This is a genomic window from Comamonas piscis (assembly GCF_014109725.1).
In the GTDB taxonomy this organism is placed as follows: domain Bacteria; phylum Pseudomonadota; class Gammaproteobacteria; order Burkholderiales; family Burkholderiaceae_C; genus Comamonas; species Comamonas piscis.
The window spans coordinates 3,228,737-3,248,077 of sequence record NZ_CP058554.1 but is presented as its reverse complement, the minus strand read 5'-3'; the positions used below and the strand labels follow the sequence as shown (position 1 = coordinate 3,248,077).

Here is a 19,341-nt window from a genome sequence, read left to right as displayed (position 1 = left end):
TTCTCCGTGCTTAGGCTTCGGTGGTTTCGGGCAGGCGGGCGGACTTGCCGGCTTCCTTGAACGGGTCGAGGCCCACACGGCGCACGGTGTCGATAAACAGCTCGCCGTTGCCGCGCAGGTCGCGGTAGGCGGTCAGCACGGCTTCGATCACACCGGGCACCTCTGCAGCGCTGAACGAGGGGCCAATGGCCTTGCCAGCCTGGGGCGCACCCGACAAGGTGGCGCCATCGGAGCCACCCACGGTGATCTGGTACCACTCCTTGCCGTCCTTGTCGACGCCCAGAATGCCTATATGGCCGCTGTGGTGGTGGCCGCAGCTGTTGATGCAGCCGCTGATATGCAGGTCGATATCGCCGATGTCGTCGAGCTCATCCAGGTCCTGGTAGCGCTCGGTGATGGCGGCGGCAATCGGCAGGCTGCGGGCATTGGCCAGCGCGCAGAGGTCACCGCCAGGGCAGGCGATCATGTCGGTCAGCAAGTCTACATTGGTGCTGGCCAGGCCCAGGGCCTTGGCCTGCAGCCACAGTGCGTGCAACTGGCTGACATGCACCCAGGGCAGCACCACGTTCTGGTCATGGGTCACGCGGGCTTCGCCGGCAGAGAACTGGTCCACCAGCTGGGCCAGTGCATCGAGCTGGTCGCCCGAGGCATCGCCCGGAGCCTGACCCACGCGCTTGAACGACAGCACCACGGCGCGCAGCTGCGGGTTTTGGTGGGCGCGCACATTGCGGCTCACCCAGCGGCCAAAGGCCGGCTCGCTTGCGCCTTGCTCGGTCAGCTGGTGCTTGGCTTCGGTGGCGTTGACTTGCGGGTAGCCTGAAAGGTCAGGCGCCACAAAGCAGGCCGCTACGCGGTCAAACTCGGCCTGCGGAATGGTGTGCGGGCCGCCATCGACTTCGACGATCTGGCGGAATTCTTCTTCCACCGAGTCGATATAGACCTGGCCCTCGGCCTTCACCAGGATCTTGATACGGGCCTTGTACTTGTTGTCACGGCGGCCGCGCTCGTTGTAGACGCGCACGATCGCTTCGATGTAGTTGAGCACCTGGTTCCAGGGCAAAAACTCGCGGATGGGGGTGCCGATGACCGGCGTGCGGCCCATGCCACCGCCGACAAATACCTTGAAGCCAATCTCACCGGCCGCGTTCTTGGTCAGGTGCAGGCCCACATCGTGCCAGCCGGTGGCGGCGCGGTCTTCCTGCGAGCCGCTGATCGCGATCTTGAACTTGCGCGGCAGGAAGGCGAATTCGGGGTGCAAGGTGGTCCACTGGCGCAGCACCTCGGCGTAGGGGCGAGGGTCCACCAGCTCATCCACCGCCACGCCGGCCAGCGCATCGGTGGTCGTGTTGCGGATGCAGTTGCCACTGGTCTGAATGCCGTGCAGGTTGACGCTGGCCAGCAGGTCCATCACATCGGCGGACTTGGACAGCGGAATCCAGTTGAACTGCACATTGGTGCGGGTGGTGAAGTGAGCGTAGTGGGTGGGCAGGTAGGTGGTGCCCATGGCGCCTTGGGTCTTCAGCGCTTCCTGGTAAATCTCGGCCTCGGGCGCATCGTAGTCCCGCGCAATGCGGGCCAACACGCGGATCTGGTCGGCATTGATCTCGCCATAAGGCACTGCCACCCGCAGCATGGGGGCGTAGCGCTGTACATACCAGCCGTTTTGCAGGCGCAGCGGACGGAATTCTTCTTCGCTCAAGCGCCCCGTTTCCCAGCGTTGGAGCTGGTCGCGGAACTGGTCGGCTCGGGCCTGGACAAACTGGCGATCAAAAGGGGTGTATTGGTACATCGTGGTGCGGGAGTTGCTGCTACCAAGCCCTGCGTTGCTAGCTGCCCCAATGGCGGCGTAGCTGGGCTGTTCCGTTGTACTGTAGAAAAGTTTTATATAAACTCAAACTACTTTTTTCTCAGTCCTGTATGACATTCAGTTATATGAAAATGGCAAATGCTAGTGCCTAAATGTCATATCGCACGCCAGCGAGCAAGGCGCCCACTGCGCTATACCGCTTCTTGGTCGCCTATTGGCAGTAACGGTCGCTGGCCAGCGCCAGGGCCAAAGGATTGGAGACTGGCAAAGGCTCGCCATGCAGGCGGGCGGCCAACAACTCGGCGCACAGCAGCGCCCAGGTCAGGCCACGCGATCCCATGGCTGTGGCCACCCAGGGGCTCAGCAGCCCGCTTGGCAGCGCGGTGGCGGGCAGCAGCGGGCCAACCAGCGGCAGCCGGTCGGTAGATGCGCAGCGCAGCTGGGCCCAATGCTGGGCCTGGGCAAAGGCTGCGGCATCGGGCCGGTAGCCGTCGGGGAGCAGGGTGCGCAGCTTGGCCCAGTTGCCCGCATGGGCGGCAGCGGCATCTTCTGCCGTCGGCGGCAGCTGGTGCTGGCCCCGTTCAAAGCTGGAGCCCATCACCCAGGCCGCGTCGCCAGCGGCGCCGCTCAGAAAGTAGGGCACCCAGCTGCCATGGCCATTGACCGGATGCCGCACTATGGGCGCCTGGCCTGCAGGGTAGACCCCCCAGCTGACCTGGCCGCGAATGGTTTGCAGCGCCTGGCCAGCACGCGGGGCTTGGCCATTGATGCCAATGCTCGCTGAATGGGGTCCGGCGCAAAGCACCACCAGATCGGCCTGGGCGAGTTCCTGGCCTTGGGCATTGCACAGCGACCAGTGCGACGCGCCATCCAGCGCCTGGAGCGCATCTACCTGTGCGTCACCTACAAAGCGGATGCCGGGGTGATCCAACAAGGCATGGACGAGGGCAGCGGGCCGCAACCAACCGCCGCGCGGGTGCCAGAGCGCGGGGGTATCGGCTGGCAGACCCTGGGATTGCAGCTGGTCGGCGCTGGCTTCCAGGCTCCAGGCGGCAGCGGGCGCTGCCACATCGCCGGACCAAGACGGCGGCCGCTCATGCGCGGCGCGGCGCACAACGGCCGTTGCCAGGCCATCGCCATGGGCAGCGGTTTCGTCGTTCGGCGTGGCCAGCTGGCGGCGTTCCAGCACGCCGGTCATGTCCCAATCCACCCCCGCTTGCAGCAACTGCTCGGCCCATTGCAGGGTGCAGCGCTGGCCCGCGCGGGTGATGCGCGAGAGCAGGCTGTCGTCGCTGCTGGTGTGGGGTGCAAAAATACCGGCCGGCAGCGCGGAGGCGCCAGCAGCAGGGTGGTTGGCCGCATCCAGCACGGTGACCTGCCAGCCGCGCAGCGCCAGTTGCCGGGCACAGGCGGCACCGGCAATGCCGGCGCCGACGATGGCCACATGCCGGGCGCCGCTGGCCCACCCTGCGGGCAAGGTCTGCGCCCCCAGGGCCCACAGCGGCGCGCTTCGGGGCTCCCAGCGGGGGGCAAATACAGCGTGCAGGTTGTCCCGCTTGGGCGGGGTGCCGGGCACCTTGCGCACCTCAAAGCCGCATTGCGCCAGATCTCGGCGCAACTGGGCCGCTATGGTCCAGGTCGAGAGCTGGGTGCCACGGCGGGCGCAACGTGCTACCGCTTTGATCGTGTGCAGGCTCCACATGTCGGGGTTGCGGGCAGGGCTGAAGCCGTCCAAATAAATGCTGTCTGCCACCAGCGCCTGCTGGCGCAGCATGGTCTGGCTGTCACCAATCAATAGGCTGAGCAGCACTTGGCCCTGGGCAAGCCGCAGGCGATGTACCCCTGGCAGCAGCCCCCACCATTGGGCCGCCAGCTCCTGCGCCAAGGGCAGCAGATGGGGGAACTTGCGCGCCTGCGCCAGCAGGTCGGCGGCCGACACGGGGAAGGCTTCGGTCGATGCAAAGTGGAGCAACGCGGGGCGCGCGGGATCGGCTTGCCAGGCGTGCCATGTCACGAGAAAGTTCAGGCCAAAGCCAAAGCCGGTCTCCAAAATACGCCATTGGGGCTGGCCGGCCCAGGCCAGGGGCAGGCCGCAGCCCGCCAGAAACACCTGCTCGGCTTGGGCCAGTGCATGCGCTGCCTCGCTGTGGTAGCGGTCACCAAAGCGCGGGCTGTAGGGCGTGCCGTCGTTCATCCATTGCACGGTCTCGGTCATGGCTTGCGGAGAAGGTCTCAAAGACTGGGCATTGTAGGGAGTTCAATCGCAGCGGGCGGGATTGAACACGTTTGATGGCAGGCCTGTGACAATTTGTTATCAATGCCGGGCTATCATGGTCGGATGCCTGCTCGATTGTCTGCCCGTTTTCTTCTGTCTCATTGGATGCTCTGGGGCCTTGCCTGCACCGCTTCCAGCCATGCCGCTGATATGCCGGCTGCAGCACTGCCCGCCGTCCATAACGCAGCGCAGGCAGAGCAGGCCCCTTTTCTGACCACCTTGAAGAACCTGGTGCATGTCGAATCCGGCAGCCGCGACTATGGTGGCGTGAGCTATATCGCCCAGGTGGCGGCCGACCAGTTAAAGGCGCTAGGCGGTCAGGTGAAGATCATTCCCGCCACCGATGTAGTGCGGCTAGAAGACACGCCCGAGCAAGTGGGCCCGATGGTGCAGGCGGTGTTCAAGGGCCGGGGCCAGTCCAGGATCATGATGATTGCCCACCTGGACACCGTCTACCAGCGCGGCGATCTGGCCAAACAGCCTTTCCGCATCGAAGGCAACCGCGCCTATGGCCTGGGGGTGGAAGACGAAAAGCAGGGCGTGGCGCTGGTGCTGCACAGCATTGCGATGCTGCAAAAGCTAGGCTACGACGCCTTTGGCGAGATCACCGTGCTGTTCAACAGCGATGAGGAGATCAGCTCGCCGGGCTCAAGGCGGCAGATCACGGCGCTGGCGCGCGACCAGGATGCCATTTTCTCGTTCGAGAGCGGTGGCCTGCAGGGGACGCTGCACCTGGCGACCAGCGGCATTGGCGCGATGTTTTTAGAGGTGCAGGGTAAATCGTCCCACGCCGGGGCCAAGCCGGAGGCAGGCGTCAATGCCCTCTATGAGCTGTCGCACCAGTTGCTGCAGATGCGTGATCTGTCGCAGCCCGAGCAAGGGCTCAAGCTGAACTGGACGGTCGCGCAGGCCGGCACCACCCGCAATGTGATACCGCCCCATGCGCAGGCGCAGGCGGATGCCCGGGCGCTGCGGGCCCAGGATTTTCAGGCGCTGCAAGACGCGGTGCAGGAAAAGATCAAGAACCACCTGCTGCCTGACAGCAAGGTGACCGCCCGCTTTGAGCTGCGCCGCCCGCCGATGCAGGCCAGCGATGCCGCACGCCGCATTGCCGCGCAAGCCAAGGCCATTTACCAGAATGAGCTGGGCATCCCCTTGCATGTAAACGATGTGGCGCTGGGCGGCGGCACCGATGCCGCGTTTGCCGCCCTCAACACCCGGGGCGGGGTGGTGGAGGGCATGGGCGTTTGCGGCTATGGCGCGCATGACCTGTATGGCGAATACATCCTACTGGACTGCATTGCGCCGCGCCTCTACCTGGTGGCGCGCATGGTGATGGCGCTGTCGGAGCCGGCGACTGCACCCTGATCGCTTAGCTCCGGTTTGGAAATCAGCCCTTTTTCTGCAGCATCTTGATGACGCTGGAAAAGTCCTCCGCCCCATGGCCGGCAATGCTGTGCGCCGCATACAGCTGGCGCGCCATGCCGCCCAGCGGGGTGCTGGCCTTCACGGTCATGGCGCTTTCTTGCGCCAGGCCCAGGTCCTTGAGCATCAGGTCAGTGCCAAAGCCGCCGGTGTAGCCACGTGTGGCGGCGCTGGCTTCTTGCACGCCGGGGAATGGGTTGTAGACCTCCAGCGCCCAGTTGCCGCCCGAGCTGCGGCGCATGATCTCGCTGAGCACCTTGGGGTCCAGTCCATTGGCAACACCCAGCGCAATCGCTTCGCTGGTGCCGACCATCAAGATGCCCAGCAGCATGTTGTTGCAGATTTTGGCCGTCTGGCCCGCACCCACATCACCGGCGTGGAAGATGTTTTTGCCCATTTTCTCCAGCAGCGGGCGGGCCCGCTCCAGGTCCGCCGCGCTGCCGCCGACCATAAAAGTCAGGCTGCCGGCAATCGCGCCGCCGGTGCCGCCGGAGACCGGTGCATCGATAAAGCCGATGCCCAGCGCTTGCGCGGCCTTGGCCACTTTCTGGCTGGTCGCTGCTGCAATGGTGGAGCTGTCGATAATCAGTGCGCCCTTGGCCATGCCCTGCAGCAGGCCCGCCTGGCCGCCGTGGCCCAGAAACAGGCCTTCGACATGTTGGCTGGCGGGCAGCATGCTGACCACCACCTCGGCGCCTTCTACGGCCTCCTGGGCGCTGGTCGCTGCGCTGCCGCCTTCTGCCACTACCTTGGCCACTGCCTCGCGGCTCAGGTCAAAAGCACGGACCTGGTGGCCGGCTTTGGCCAGGTTGATGGCCATGGGCGCGCCCATATTGCCCAGACCGATAAATGCGATATTTGCCATGGTTTGTCTCCTTGAGGGTGTTATTGCGAGGGATCGTTGTTAGATATATCCAGCGACATTTAGCGGTAGCGCTTAGAGATCGCTGTCAAAAACGCTATGGCGTTTGCGGGCCGTCGGCGCTGGGGCCGCTTTGTCTGCTGTCTTAGCGGTTTTTGCTTTTCTCGTGGGCTTGGCTGTTGGATCTGCTGGGGCTGCTTTGGGTTTTTTCTTCGGTGTGGCCTTGGCGCGCGGGTTAAATGCCAGCGCCCCGTCAATCCAGCGCTGCCAGGCCTCACGCGTGGCATAGGCGGCGGGGCCGACCAAAAAATAGCCGTCCATCAGGCCCTTGGAGGACAGCGGGCGCAGGCCCGGCACTTCTGCCACCTGGGCATGGGTTTCGGGTGCGAGGCGCACCAGCAGCTCATCGTTCTCCACGCCCAGGCACATCTTGCCGTCCACCATGAACACATGGCAGCCGAACATGGTTTTCTCTTCCACCGAGACGCCCACGGCTTGCTCGGCCAGCGCCAGGCGCACGGCATCGATGAGGCGCAGGGTTTCGGGGTCTAAAGGGCGTCGGGGCATGTCTGGGCTTGCAGGAAGGTGAATCGATCAGCGGATGGCGTCTGGCGCATCGCCATCGAGCATGCGCCGGGCGATGATGACCCGCATGATCTCGTTGGTGCCTTCCAGAATCTGGTGTACGCGGGCATCGCGCAGCAGGCGCTCCAGCGGGTACTCGCGGATATAGCCGTAGCCGCCATGCAGCTGCAGCGCATCGTTGCAGACGTTGAAGCCGGCATCGGTCGCAAAACGCTTGGCCATCGCGCAGTAGGTGGAGGCATCGGGCGCGCCGGCATCGAGCTTGCTGGCGGCCAGGCGCACCATCTGGCGCGCGGCGACAAGCTCGGTGGCCATATCGGCCAGCTTGAACTGCAGTGCCTGAAAGCTGGCAATCGGCTTGCCAAACTGCTTGCGCTCTTGCATATAGCGCTGCGCTTGGGCCAGCGCGCCCTGGGCAGCGCCTACCGAACAGGTGGCGATATTGATGCGGCCACCATCCAGCCCCTTCATCGCAATCTTGAAGCCTTCGCCCTCGCGGCCCAGCAGGTGGCTGGCGGGAATGCGCACATTGTCAAAGCTGATCGTGCGGGTGGGCTGGCTGTTCCAGCCCATTTTTTCTTCCTTCTTGCCGTAGCTGATGCCATCTAGGTGCGCGGGCACCGCAAAGGCGCTGATACCGGAGGCGCCCGATTGCGCATCGCCAGTGCGGGCCATCAGCACCAGCATGTCGGTGGCGCCGGCCCCGCTGATAAAGGCCTTGCTGCCGTTGATGATGTAGTCATGGCCTACTAATTCAGCCCGGGTCTTGAGCGAGGCGGCGTCCGAGCCGGCACCGGGCTCGGTCAGGCAGTAGCTGGCCAGTTTTTGGCCGCTGGTCAGCTGCGCGCCCCATTCGTCGCGAACTGCATCGCTCGCCCAGGTGCCCAGCATCCAGGTGGCCATGTTGTGGATGGTGATAAAGGCGGTGGTTGACGGGTCGACGGCAGCCAACTCTTCAAACACCAGCGTCGCATCGAGCCGGGGCAGCGCCAGGCCGCCGGCGTTCTCTGGCGCATACAGTCCGCAAAAGCCTAGCTCGCCGGCCTTGGCGATGGCTTCGCGGGGGAAGACGGCTTCGGCATCCCAGTGCGCGGCATGCGGGGCCAGTTCCGCTTGGGCAAAGGCGCGTGCGGTATCGGCAAAGGCGCGCTGGTCTTCTGATAGCTCGAAATCCATGGGCTTGTCTCCTGTCTCTTCTGCGTGGGTGCCGGGACTAGGGCCAGGCACTGCAGTTTTTGTTTTTTAATAGGGCGGCTGCTCTGCGGCAGCAACACGGCGGGCTATGGTTTTTGCAGAGCCTGGGCAGGCGGGCCTTCATGCAGCCAGACCATCAACTCCTGCCGGCGCTTGCCAATCTCGGCCACCAGGCATTCGTGGTAGCGGCGCGTCCAGTCGGGCTGGGCCTCGTGCGCGGCCTGCTGCTTTTTGCAGGTAGCAGCGCGCTGCCGAATCCACTCATTCTGGTCGCGGCGCAACGCCGGGCGTTCGTGGGCCGAGAGAATGCGCATGACATCGCCATACAGGATGTTGTTGTCGGTATCGGCTTGCTGAAAGGCCTGCACGGCGCAGGCATTGGTTTGCTCGGTGCTGCCCCCGCTCACGCAGGCGGCGCCTGCCTGGGCAAGCACCGTCTGCGGCGCAAGGGCAGCCGAGGCTGCAAAAAACAGAGCCAGCAGCGCTGGGCGGGATGCGAAGGAGATAGGCATAGCTGCCATCATCGCCGCAAAAACACCGGCTGCCCGCCAATGGGGCCGCCGGTGCCTTGCGCTTACTTCAGGCTGATGGTGGTGTTGACGCCATGCGAGATGGTGCTGTCGTCAAACCAGCGGGCCGTGACCGTCTTGGTTTGCGTGTAGAACATCACCACTTGCTTGCCGTAGGGGCCCAGATCGCCGAGCTTGGACGCACGGCTGCCGGTGAACGAGAACAGCGGCACCGGCACAGGGATAGGCACATTGATGCCGATCTGGCCGACATCGATCTCTTCCTGGAACTTGCGCGCAGCGGCGCCGCTTTGCGTGAAGATGGCCGTGCCGTTGCCATTCGGGTTGGCGTTGATAAAGGCAATGGCTTCATCAATATCGGCCGCTTCGGCAATGCAGAGCACCGGGCCAAACACTTCCTGGTCATACACGGCCATGCCGGGCTTGACGCCGGAGAACACGGTAGGGCCGACAAAGTTGCCCTTCTCGAAACCGGAGACCGACGGCTTGCGGCCATCCAGCTCCAGCTTGGCGCCATCGGCAATGCCGCGCTCGATGAGGCTTTCCACCCGCGACAGCGCCTGGCAGGACACGACCGGGCCCACATCGGTGCCGGACTCGGTGCCGGCCGACACCTTCAGGGTCTTGGCCTTGGCGACCAGGTCAGGGATCCATTTTTGGGCCTCGCCCACCAGCACCACCACCGACAAGGCCATGCAGCGCTGACCCGCGGCACCAAATGCGGCGCCTGCCAGCGCGTTGAGCGACTGCTCCTTGTTGCAGTCCGGCAGCACGATGGCGTGGTTCTTGGCGCCCATCATGCATTGCACGCGCTTGCCGTTCAGCGATGCGCGGTTGTAGACATGGGTGCCCACCTTGGTCGAGCCAACAAAGCTGATCGCCTTGATATCGGGGTGGTCGCAGATGGCATTGACGGCGTCTTCGCCGCCGTGGATCACGTTCAGCACGCCAGGCGGCACACCGGCTTCCAGCGCCAACTCGCACAGGCGCATGGTGACCATCGGGTCTTGCTCGGAGGGCTTGAGCACAAAGGTATTGCCGGTCGCAATGGCCATCGGGAACATCCACAGCGGGATCATCGCCGGGAAGTTAAAGGGGGTGATGCCAGCGCACACACCCAGAGGCTGGTTCAAGGTATAGGTGTCAACCCCATTAGCCACATTGTTGGCCAGCTCACCCAGCTGCAGGGAGCCGATATTGGCCGCATGCTCCACCACTTCGAGGCCACGGAAGACATCGCCTTCGGCATCAGGCAGGGTCTTGCCTTGCTCGGCCGTCAGGATGGCGGCCAGCTCTTTCATGTTTTCGCGGATCAGCTGCTGGAGCTTGAGGAAGATGCGGGCGCGCGCGCCGATCGGCGTCTTCTTCCAGGTTTTGAACGCTTCCTTGGCATTGGCCACTGCGGCGTTGATTTCTTCCGGCGTGGCATAAGGCACACGGGCCAGCACCTGCTGCGTCGCAGGGTTGACGACGTCGCGCCATTGTGTGGTCTTGGATTCGACCAACTGGCCGTTGATCAACAGCTTGACGGTGGGCGCCAAGGTGCTGGTGGATTGCGGTGCGTTCATGTTTGTCTCCAGAATATCTTGGGTAACGAGCGGCGGCAGGCTGCCAGCGGGCAAGCTACCGTTGATGCCCATGGTAGATGTGCGCATTCGCCCAGGCAAGCGGTTGGCTGCACATGGCTGTGCGGGGTTGCACAGGCAGTTGCCTTCTGGCTGCCTGGTGCATACTGTTTTGATCGCTTGTAACGAGGAGACCGGCATGGGTTGGTTGGACAGAATTGCTCAGCTGTTGGGCGCCAAGCCGCCTGTGCAAGACGCACACTCCGCATCCGCGCTTGCGCCGGAGCCAGCAACCGAGCCGACGATGGACGATTGGCAGGCCTTGTGCATGGCCCTCGGCCAGGCGCTGGCCTTGGAGGATAGGGAGGAGCTGTGGGGCGAGGTGCGGCAGGCCATCGAGCAGCCAGCGCAGTACCTCGATCGCTTTGCCGATGACCTGGTCAACCGGGGGATGGACGAGGCTGAGCATGTGACGCCGTGGCTGGCACTGGTCGAGGGCCTGCAGCGCCGCAGGCAGAACTTCGAGCTGGACTGGAAGCTGAACATGGACGACGCCATCTGGGCGCTGCAGCAGCTGCAAACGGTGCAACTGCGTGGTTTGGACTGGCAGGCGCTGGCACGCAGCAAAGCGCTGAACCATGAGGCCTTGCAGGAAGCGGGCGACTACCTGCGCAGCCAGAACCTGGATTTGGTCTGTTTCGACATTGATAGCGATAGTTATCCGCTGTCTGTATTGGAAACCAGCGCTGTCGCGCCTTTGCAGGCATTGGCACAGCGCGTAGGCGGAAAACTGGTGGCTTTGCACAATTAGTTGCGCAACAGAATAACCTTTTGGAACTTTTAGTCCAGACCCTGTTTTATCCTTGCGCACCTTTGCGGTGCGTCCGGGCTACAGCACGGAGGCCGCACCTCTTTTTTCGCTAACCTACTGCGCGTCATCCCATGAGCAAACAGGCCCCAGCGGAGCAATCGGGGGCCGAGCCTGGCACCGATGATCTCCAACGCAATCTCAGCAACCGCCATATCCAGCTGATCGCCATCGGTGGCGCCATCGGCACAGGGCTCTTCATGGGCTCGGGCAAAACCATCAGCCTGGCGGGCCCCTCCATCGTCCTTGTCTACGCCATCATCGGCATCATGCTGTTCTTTGTGATGCGGGCGATGGGCGAGCTGCTGCTGTCCAACCTGCAGTACAAGTCCTTCATCGATTTCTCGGATGACCTGCTGGGCCCCTGGGCCGGCTTCTTTACCGGTTGGACCTACTGGTTCTGCTGGATCATCACCGGCATTGCCGATGTGATTGCGATCTCGGCCTATGCCCAGTTCTGGTGGCCGGATCTGCCGCAGTGGGCACCGGCGATCGCCTGCGTGGCCTTGCTGCTGTCGCTCAACCTGCTGACCGTCAAGCTGTTTGGCGAGGTCGAGTTCTGGTTTGCGATGATCAAGATTGTGGCGATTGTGGCCCTGGTGGGCACGGGCCTCTACATGGTCAGCACCGGTTTTAGCTCGCCGTCCGGGCGCCAGGCCAGCATCGCCAACCTCTGGAACGATGGGGGGCTCTTCCCCCATGGGGCGATGGGCTTTTTTGCCGGCTTCCAGATAGCGGTGTTTGCCTTTGTCGGGATTGAGCTGGTGGGCACCACCGCCGCCGAGGCCAAGGACCCGCACCGCACGCTGCCGCGCGCGATCAACTCGATCCCGATTCGCATCATCATCTTCTACGTCTGCGCGCTGATCGCCATCATGGCGGTGACCCCATGGCGCGATGTGGTGCCCAGCAAGAGCCCCTTTGTCGAGCTGTTTGTGCTGGCTGGCCTGCCCGCAGCGGCCAGCGTGATCAATTTTGTGGTGCTGACCTCCGCCGCCTCGTCTGCCAATAGCGGCGTGTTCTCGACCAGCCGCATGCTCTTTGGGCTGGCGCTCAAGGGCGACGCACCGCGTGCCTTTGGCAAGCTCTCAGCCAGCAGCGTGCCTTCGCGCGGCCTGCTGTTCTCTTGCGTCTGCCTGATGGGCGGTGCCGTGACGATGTGGCTCATCCCCAATCTGGTCGAAGCCTTCACCCTGGTGACCACCGTCTCGGCCATCCTCTTCATGTTTGTCTGGTCGCTGATCCTGCTGTCCTATATCAGCTACCGCAAGCAGCGGCCAGAGCTGCACCGCACATCCAACTACCGTATGCCCGGTGGTGTGTTTATGTGCTGGGCCTGCCTGGCGTTCTTTGCCGCCGTGCTGGTGCTGCTTACCCTGGAGCTGGACACCCGCCAGGCGCTGATCGCCACCCCCGCCTGGTTTGTGCTGCTGGGCCTGGCTTACGCCTGGCAACGCAAGCGCGCACAACGCGCCTGATAGGAGACAGTCCGCCTCCTGGTCTGCCGCCCCAATGTTGCAAATTTGCACAATAATGCTGTGCAACATCGACAAGGGGCTGGCATGGATTGGGATCATTTGCGCTTTTTCTGGGCCTTGGTGCAGGCGGGCACCCTGGTGGGTGCGGCCAAGGCGCTGGGCGTGGAGCACACGACGGTGTCGCGCCGCATCCAGGCGCTGGAAAAGCAGCTCGGCGCCACCTTGTTCACCCGCGAGGGCAGCGGCTACAAGCTGACCGATGCCGGCCGCCAGCTGCAGCCGCGCGCCGAGGCCATGGACCAGATTGCGCGTGGCATCGCCCCCATCGCCGCCAGCCAGAGTTCTGAGACGCCTAGCGGCGTGGTGCGCATTGGCGTCACCGAAGGCTTTGGCACCCAGGTGCTGGCCAAACACCTGGCCTTGCTGGCCCAGCGCTATCCCTTGCTGACCATCGACCTGCTGGCCGTGCCGCGCATGCTGCAGCTCTCGCGCCGCGAGGCCGATATCGTCATCTCGCTCGATCGCCCCGTGCGCGATACCGTTGTGACCAGCCGCCTGACCGAGTACCGGTTGTACCTGTATGGCCAGCGCGAATACCTAGCCCGCCACCCGCTGATAACCTCGACCGAGGGCCTGGCCAGCCACCGTTTTGTGCACTATGTGGATGACCAGCTGTTCACCAAAGAGCTGCAGTTTCTCGACAGCCTGAGCGCGCCCCAGCGCTTCAGCTTTCGCAGCACCAGCATCTTGGCGCAGTACACCGCCGTGCGCACCGGCGCGGGCCTGGGCGTGCTGCCGGGCTTTCTGGCCGACAAGGACCCTTTGCTGCAGCGCGTGCTGCCCGAGCATGCGCAGTTCACCCGCACTTTCTGGATGTCGATGCCGCCGGAGCTGCGCTCGCTGCCCGGTATCCAGGTCGTCTGGCGCTTTTTGCAGGGCACGGTGCAGGAGCAGCAGGCGTTGCTGATGTGTTGATGTAGTACCGCGCTGAGGCAGGCGAAAAAAACCGGCTGCCTAAGCAGCCGGTTCGTAGCGGATCAACGCGAGGTTTACATGTTGTTCGGCAGCACGGTCACGATCTCGGGGAAGAACCAGAGAATCGCCAAGGCCATCACCATCAGCACAAAGTAGGGCGCGCAGACACGGGCCAGGTAGGTGATCTGCTTGCCCGTCATGCTTTGCAGCACAAACAGGTTAAAGCCCACGGGTGGCGTGATCTGCGCAGTCTCCACGGTGATCACCAGGAAAATGCCGAACCACAGCGGATCGATACCGGCCGCCTGGATGATCGGCAGCACCACACCCATGGTCAGCACGATGGTGGAGATGCCATCCAGGAAACAGCCAATCAGGATGTAGAAGATACCCAGCACAACGATCAGCATCGCAGGCGACAGGTTCAGGCTGCCAACGAACTCGGCCAGCTGGCGTGGCAGGCCGATATAGCCCATCGACAGGGTCATGAACGAGGCACCGGCCAGAATCAAGGCGATCATGCAGTAGAGGCGCGTGGCACCGAACAGCGAATCCTTGAAGTTCTTCCAGGTCAATGCACCCTGCGCGGCAGACAGTATCAACGAGCCCAGCACGCCAATCGCAGCGGCTTCGGTGGCGGTCGCAATGCCCGAGTAGATGCTGGCGATCACCGAGGCGATCAGCAGCACCACCGGGATCAGGTGGCGCGACTCATAGAGCTTTTGCTTGAAGCTCATCGTGCCATCGGCCTTGGGGATCTTGCTGGGGTTGAGCAGGGACCAGACGATGATCCAGCCGCTGAACATCAGCGCCAGCATGATGCCGGGCAGCACGCCGGCCATGAACAGCTTGGAGATCGACATCTCTGCCGCCACACCGTAGACGATCAGAATGATCGATGGCGGAATCAGCAGGCCCAGGGTGGCCGGGCCGCCCAGGGAGCCGATGACCATGTTCTCGGGGTAACCGCGCTTCATCAGCTCAGGCACATTCATCTTGCCCACGGTGGCGCAAGTAGCCGCCGAAGAGCCGGACACCGCTGCAAAAATCGTGCAGCCGATCACATTGGTATGCAGCAGGCGACCAGGCAGCAGGTTGACCCAGGGCGCGAGGCCACGGAACATGCTCTCTGACAGGTTGGTGCGGTAGAGAATCTCACCCATCCAGACGAACAGCGGCAGGGCCGTCAGGGTCCAGCTGCTGGATGAGCCCCAGATGGTCATCGCCATCGCGTCCCCAGCCGCGCGGGCGGTGAAGAACTCCATGCCAAACCAGGCCACCCCGGCCAAGGTCAGACCCACCCAGACGCCGCCGCCCAACAGGGCCAGCAGCACCACGATCAGCGCAATGCTGGCGGTAATTTCATTCATGGTGGGCGTCCTCTTTGACCACAGCCTGGCGTTTGCCTGTCAGCTCCAGTACCAGCTCGTCGCAAAAGGCGATAAAAAACACCAGGGTACCCAGTGCCATAAAAAGTTGCGGAATCCACAGCGGCGAGGCGTCCATGCCCACGGAGATGTCGTCGATCTCCCAGGATTGCCAGACCAGACGCGCGGAGTAAAACGCCAAAAAGCCCGAAAGGATGGTGGCGATCACTAGCGCAATCACCTCCATGGTTTTGAGGGCAGCGCCTTTGAGCGCACCCAGTAGCAAGGTCACACGGATGTGCTCGCCTTTTTTAAGGGTGCTGGCCAGGGCCATAAAGCCCGCTCCGGCCATGGCATAGCCGGCATAGGCATCGGTGCCAGGGGCACTGAAGCCGATCAGGCGGCTCACCACGGTGAGCAGCACCATCACCAGGATGCCGATCATCGACAGCCCTGCCAACCAGGCAGAGGCGTCATACAGTCCATTTAATAGCTTGCGCATGCTTGTCATTCAAAGCAGTAAAGGTTGCGGACTGTGCAGCCGGTTCAAGCACGGGGCTTGCACCAAGCTGCACAGCGTGGGCCATGGATTACTTGGCGGCCTTGTAGGCGTCCAGAATGGCCTTGCCTTCGGCGCCGGCCTTGTCGGTCCATTCCTTGACCACTGTCTCACCCACCTTGGCCAGGTCAGCCTTGAGCTGGGCCGATGGCAGCTCGATGCTCATGCCGCCTTGCTTCAAGGTGGCCAGCGACTTGGCATCCACTTCCTTGGATTCCTTCCAGCCGCGCTCTTCCGCAGCAGCGGCCGCCTTCAGCACCGCTTCCTGCTCGGGCTTACCCAGCGCGTTGAACGCCTTCTTGCTGACGGTCACGGCATTCTTGGGGATCCAGGCCTGCACGTTGTAGTAGTACTTCAGGTTCTCGAACAGCTTGTTGTCGGCACCGGTTGCGCTGGAGGTGATCAGGCCATCGACCACGCCGGTGGCCAGGGCCTGGGACAGTTCAGCCTCTTGCACGGTGGCGGGTTGCGCGCCAATCAGCTCGCCAATGCGGGCGGTGGTGGGCGAGTAGACGCGCCACTTCATGCCCTTGAGGTCAGCGACCGAGTTGATCGGCTTCTTGGTGTAGATGCCTTGGGGTGGCCAGGCCACCGAATACAGCAAGACTTGGCCTTGCTTGTCCAGCAGCTTTTGCAGCGCGGGCTTTTGGGCTTGGTAGAGCTTGTAGGCGTCGTCGTAGTTGTTGACGAGGAAGGGCAAGCCATCTACGCCAAAGATTTGCGATTCGTTCTGGAAGCTCACCAGAAAGAACTCACCCATCTGCGCATTACCGGTTTGCACGGCGCGCTTGATTTCGGGCATTTTGAAAAGCGATGCACCAAAGTGGGGAGTGATCTTGAGCTTGCCGCTGGTGGCAGCGTCCACGTCCTTGACGAACTGTTCATTGTTCTTGGAGTGGAAGTTGAATGGCGCATACGCCGTGGCGAAATCCCATTTGGTTTGGGCAGCGGCTGCGGCAGCAAACCCCATGCTGGCAACCAGGGTGGCGGTGGCACAAAAAACTCGACGCTTCATGACGGCTCCTTCTTGAGGGAAATATGGCGCAGCGGATGCTGCCCGGGATGAATACGATCAACAGCCACAGCGCGTGCATTAATGGCAGCTGCTATGCTGGTGAATTGCTTGCCAAAATTAACATTTATTGCAATGCAGCGCTATACGGGGTTTCAACAATAATTAAATTTTGTAGGTTTCAAAGATTCGTTTGTGGGGTGTGATATTAGAAATTGTTCAACGATTTTTAGTTTTGAATGAACACGCCCATTATTTTTGCCGCTCTAATGACCTAGGGTTAATACTAGGATTATTCGGTAATGTGCAGACTGAGCACCGCTTGCAAGCCGGTACCGATCGCCATTGCGGACGACAAAAAGCCTGCGTTAAGCAGGCTTTGGCATCGCGGACGGTTCTCTTCAGCTGATGTTTTGAGGCAGTAGGTTCAGTGAATAAACATAGGTGGCCGGGCGGTCGATCAGCCCTCGCTGGAGCTGCCCGTTGCGGGCTTGTCCGCCGCGCTATCGCTAGTGGTTGCCACCGCTGCAGCGCCGGTGCCGACTGGCTTGGTAGCCTGCCAACCGACAAACTGGGGGTAGATGGTGGCCACACCTGCGCCATTGAAATCCCAGCCCTTGCACTGCCCCAGATGGCGGGGTGGCTGGTCCGATTGAGGCCGGGCGAAGGCCTGGTTCACGCTCTGGAAAGCGGCGGTGGCCATGTTGAACAGCAGCTCTCGCATGTGGGTGCAGCCCTCAATGTTGCCCAGGTTGGCCTCAATGGCCTTGCGCCACCCCCGGGCCATGCAGCAGCCCACCATTTTCTGCATCGCAGGCAGGGCCAGGGGGCACTCGCCGAGCGGGTGGGCATCCATGGCCACCTCGATGGCCACAACTGTAAGTGTTGTATCAATGGTACAGCGAATCCACATATGGTGAATGGGCTCTCCGGCTTTGCGCTTGCGCTCGCCGGACAGCACCAGGTCATAGGCCTTGGTATCCACCAGCTCACCCTCCACATCCCATAGCCCATCCTCGCGCTCGAAGCTGCGGTAACGCACATCACGCAAATGTTTAGGGACTCGGTTGGGGACGGGGGACAAAGGCATGGGAGAGGATGTCGCGGTGGGATTGGTTTTTATGAATGACCCGGTTTGGTGCAGACGGCGCAATGGGGCTGCGCTGCCATGCCAACAGTGCTGATCACTATGCGACTGTTGCTGCGGGCTGTCTGTGCAGCAGGTGACAGGGGAGGCCGGTCGCTGCGCACAGCCCTGCATTGTAAAAACAATCGCGCCGCCGCTGCAAAGCAGGGGCGGCGCGTGGGGCAGAGGGGCGCGTTGTGCGCCCGCCGTTCCTATCAGCCGTGGCGGATGGCGACGGTCTTCAGGGTAGTAAAGCCATACAGCGCCTCAAAGCCCTTTTCGCGGCCATGGCCGCTGGCCTTGGTACCGCCAAAGGGCAGCTCCACGCCGCCACCGGCGCCATAGTTGTTGATAAAGACCTGGCCACTGCGCAGGCGCTTGGCCACGCGGAACTGGCGGCCGCCGTCGCGCGTCCAGACGCCGGCCACCAGGCCAAACTGGGTGGCATTGGCCATCTTGATGGCTTCTTCTTCGCTGTCGAAGGCCATCGCGCTCAGCACGGGGCCAAAGATTTCTTCCTGGGCCAGGCGGTGGTCCACCGGCACATCGCGCAGCAAGGTAGGCGCCTGGTAGTAGCCGCCTTCGGGCGCCTCGTCGATGATCTGGCCTTGGGCGACGATGGAGATGCCGTCGTTGTGCGCATCGCTCAGGAAATCCCAGACGCGTTGCTGCTGGGTCTGGCGGATCAGCGGACCCAGGTCCAAGTCCAGGCTGGCGGGGCCGACGCGCAGGGCCTCAAAGGCGCTGCCCAGGCGTGCCAGCAAGGTCTCATAGATGCTGCGCTCGACCAGGAGGCGCGAGCCGGCCGAGCAGGTCTGGCCGGAGTTCTGGATGATGGCGTTGATGATGGTCGGGATGGCGGCATCCAGATCGGCATCGGCAAACACGATCTGCGGGCTCTTGCCGCCCAGCTCCAAGGTGCAGGGGCAATGGCGCTCGGCAGCGGCCTGCTCGATCAAGGTGCCAATGCGGGGGCTGCCGGTAAAGCTGATGTGGTCCACATCGGGGTGGCGGGCCAGCGCGTCGCCTACCTCATGGCCAAAGCCGGTGACGATATTGATGGCGCCGGCGGGGAAGCCGACATCGGCCGCCAACTGCGCCACGCGGATGAGGCTGAGGCATGCGTCTTCCGACGGTTTGACCACGCAGACATTGCCTGCTGCCAGCGCCGCGCCCACGCAGCGGCCAAAAATCTGCATCGGGTAGTTCCAGGGCACGATGTGGCCGGTCACGCCATGGGGCTCGCGCCAGGTCAGCACACTGAAATCGTTGGGGTAGGGAATGGTCTCGCCATGCAGCTTGTCGGCCGCGCCGGCATAGAACTCAAAATAACGGCCCAGCGCCAATGCATCGGCCTTGGCCTGCTTGGTGGGCTTGCCGCAGTCGCGCTGCTCGATGGCGGCCAACTCATCGGCATGCTCCAGCACCTTGGCTGACAGGCGCATCATCAGGCGGCTGCGTTCAGCGGGGCTCAGCTTGCGCCAGACGTTGTCGTAGCACAGGCGGGCGGCTTGCACCGCGTGGTCCACATCTTCCGCATTGCCGCGCTGGATTTCATCAAAGGCTTGGCCGTCCGATGGGTCAATGACGGCGATGGTCTTGCCCGACAGCGAGGGCACAGAGGCGTTGGCGATGTAATGCAGTTGCATGGAGAGGTTCCGTTCTGGGGCAATAGGCGGCTGAGGCTGCCCGGTGGCAGGCTCAAAACGACCT

At 62.9% G+C, this 19,341-nt stretch carries 16 protein-coding genes; 4 read left to right on the top strand and 12 right to left on the bottom strand.

Annotated elements, in window-relative coordinates:
* Nucleotides 1-10: 10 nt before the first annotated feature.
* A complete protein-coding gene (locus HS961_RS14620; RefSeq protein ID WP_182323181.1) occupies nucleotides 11-1,789 on the bottom strand; it encodes a nitrite/sulfite reductase in 1,779 nt (592 codons plus the stop codon).
* Between the two features lie 229 nt (nucleotides 1,790-2,018).
* A complete protein-coding gene (mnmC, locus tag HS961_RS14615; protein WP_182323179.1) occupies nucleotides 2,019-4,022 on the bottom strand; it encodes an FAD-dependent 5-carboxymethylaminomethyl-2-thiouridine(34) oxidoreductase MnmC in 2,004 nt (667 codons plus the stop codon).
* A gap of 165 nt (nucleotides 4,023-4,187) precedes the next feature.
* Here mnmC and HS961_RS14610 point away from each other — a divergent pair, with 165 nt between their 5' ends.
* Nucleotides 4,188-5,450: a glutamate carboxypeptidase gene (locus HS961_RS14610; RefSeq protein WP_182323177.1), complete on the top strand. Its 1,263-nt coding sequence runs from the start codon at nucleotides 4,188-4,190 to the stop codon at nucleotides 5,448-5,450.
* Nucleotides 5,451-5,472: 22 nt separating this feature from the next.
* On the opposite strand, the gene mmsB is transcribed toward HS961_RS14610, so the two are convergent.
* The 5 genes from mmsB to HS961_RS14585 all read right to left on the bottom strand — a co-directional run bounded on the left by mmsB (nucleotide 5,473) and on the right by HS961_RS14585 (nucleotide 10,246).
* A complete protein-coding gene (mmsB, locus tag HS961_RS14605; RefSeq protein ID WP_182323175.1) occupies nucleotides 5,473-6,372 on the bottom strand; it encodes a 3-hydroxyisobutyrate dehydrogenase in 900 nt (299 codons plus the stop codon).
* 72 nt (nucleotides 6,373-6,444) lie between these two features.
* Nucleotides 6,445-6,936 (bottom strand): TfoX/Sxy family protein, encoded by a 492-nt coding sequence (locus HS961_RS14600; RefSeq protein ID WP_182323173.1) that lies wholly within the window; start codon nucleotides 6,934-6,936, stop codon nucleotides 6,445-6,447.
* 27 nt (nucleotides 6,937-6,963) lie between these two features.
* The gene (locus tag HS961_RS14595) at nucleotides 6,964-8,130 is read right to left on the bottom strand and encodes an acyl-CoA dehydrogenase family protein (protein WP_182323171.1); all 1,167 of its coding nucleotides are present in this window, start codon (nucleotides 8,128-8,130) and stop codon (nucleotides 6,964-6,966) included.
* A 104-nt stretch (nucleotides 8,131-8,234) separates the two neighbouring features.
* Nucleotides 8,235-8,660, bottom strand: a complete 426-nt coding sequence (locus HS961_RS14590; protein ID WP_182323169.1) for a lysozyme inhibitor LprI family protein — start codon at nucleotides 8,658-8,660, stop codon at nucleotides 8,235-8,237.
* A 62-nt stretch (nucleotides 8,661-8,722) separates the two neighbouring features.
* Nucleotides 8,723-10,246, bottom strand: coding sequence for a CoA-acylating methylmalonate-semialdehyde dehydrogenase (locus tag HS961_RS14585; protein ID WP_182323167.1), 1,524 nt, complete (start codon nucleotides 10,244-10,246; stop codon nucleotides 8,723-8,725).
* Nucleotides 10,247-10,547: 301 nt separating this feature from the next.
* Here HS961_RS14585 and HS961_RS14580 point away from each other — a divergent pair, with 301 nt between their 5' ends.
* From HS961_RS14580 to HS961_RS14570, 3 genes are all read left to right on the top strand, one after another.
* A complete protein-coding gene (locus HS961_RS14580) occupies nucleotides 10,548-11,054 on the top strand; it encodes a DUF6630 family protein (protein ID WP_182323165.1) in 507 nt (168 codons plus the stop codon).
* Between the two features lie 131 nt (nucleotides 11,055-11,185).
* Nucleotides 11,186-12,589 carry a D-serine/D-alanine/glycine transporter gene (gene cycA, locus HS961_RS14575; protein WP_182323163.1) on the top strand — a complete coding sequence of 468 codons (1,404 nt, stop codon included), beginning with the start codon at nucleotides 11,186-11,188 and terminating at the stop codon, nucleotides 12,587-12,589.
* 84 nt (nucleotides 12,590-12,673) lie between these two features.
* Nucleotides 12,674-13,564, top strand: a complete 891-nt coding sequence (locus HS961_RS14570) for a LysR family transcriptional regulator (protein WP_182323161.1) — start codon at nucleotides 12,674-12,676, stop codon at nucleotides 13,562-13,564.
* 74 nt (nucleotides 13,565-13,638) lie between these two features.
* Here the strand turns inward: HS961_RS14570 and HS961_RS14565 are convergent, their stop codons facing one another.
* From HS961_RS14565 to HS961_RS14545, 5 genes are all read right to left on the bottom strand, one after another.
* On the bottom strand, nucleotides 13,639-14,934 hold the full coding sequence (locus tag HS961_RS14565; protein WP_182323159.1) for a TRAP transporter large permease: 1,296 nt from the start codon (nucleotides 14,932-14,934) through the stop codon (nucleotides 13,639-13,641).
* On the bottom strand, nucleotides 14,927-15,433 hold the full coding sequence (locus HS961_RS14560) for a TRAP transporter small permease (RefSeq protein ID WP_182323157.1): 507 nt from the start codon (nucleotides 15,431-15,433) through the stop codon (nucleotides 14,927-14,929). The genes HS961_RS14565 and HS961_RS14560 overlap by 8 nt, the downstream gene beginning before the upstream one ends.
* An 88-nt stretch (nucleotides 15,434-15,521) precedes the next feature.
* Nucleotides 15,522-16,505 (bottom strand): TRAP transporter substrate-binding protein, encoded by a 984-nt coding sequence (locus HS961_RS14555; RefSeq protein ID WP_182323155.1) that lies wholly within the window; start codon nucleotides 16,503-16,505, stop codon nucleotides 15,522-15,524.
* Nucleotides 16,506-16,962: 457 nt separating this feature from the next.
* Nucleotides 16,963-17,592, bottom strand: coding sequence for a DUF2889 domain-containing protein (locus HS961_RS14550; RefSeq protein WP_182323153.1), 630 nt, complete (start codon nucleotides 17,590-17,592; stop codon nucleotides 16,963-16,965).
* A 251-nt stretch (nucleotides 17,593-17,843) separates the two neighbouring features.
* On the bottom strand, nucleotides 17,844-19,277 hold the full coding sequence (locus HS961_RS14545; RefSeq protein WP_182323151.1) for an aldehyde dehydrogenase family protein: 1,434 nt from the start codon (nucleotides 19,275-19,277) through the stop codon (nucleotides 17,844-17,846).
* Nucleotides 19,278-19,341: the final 64 nt, after the last annotated feature.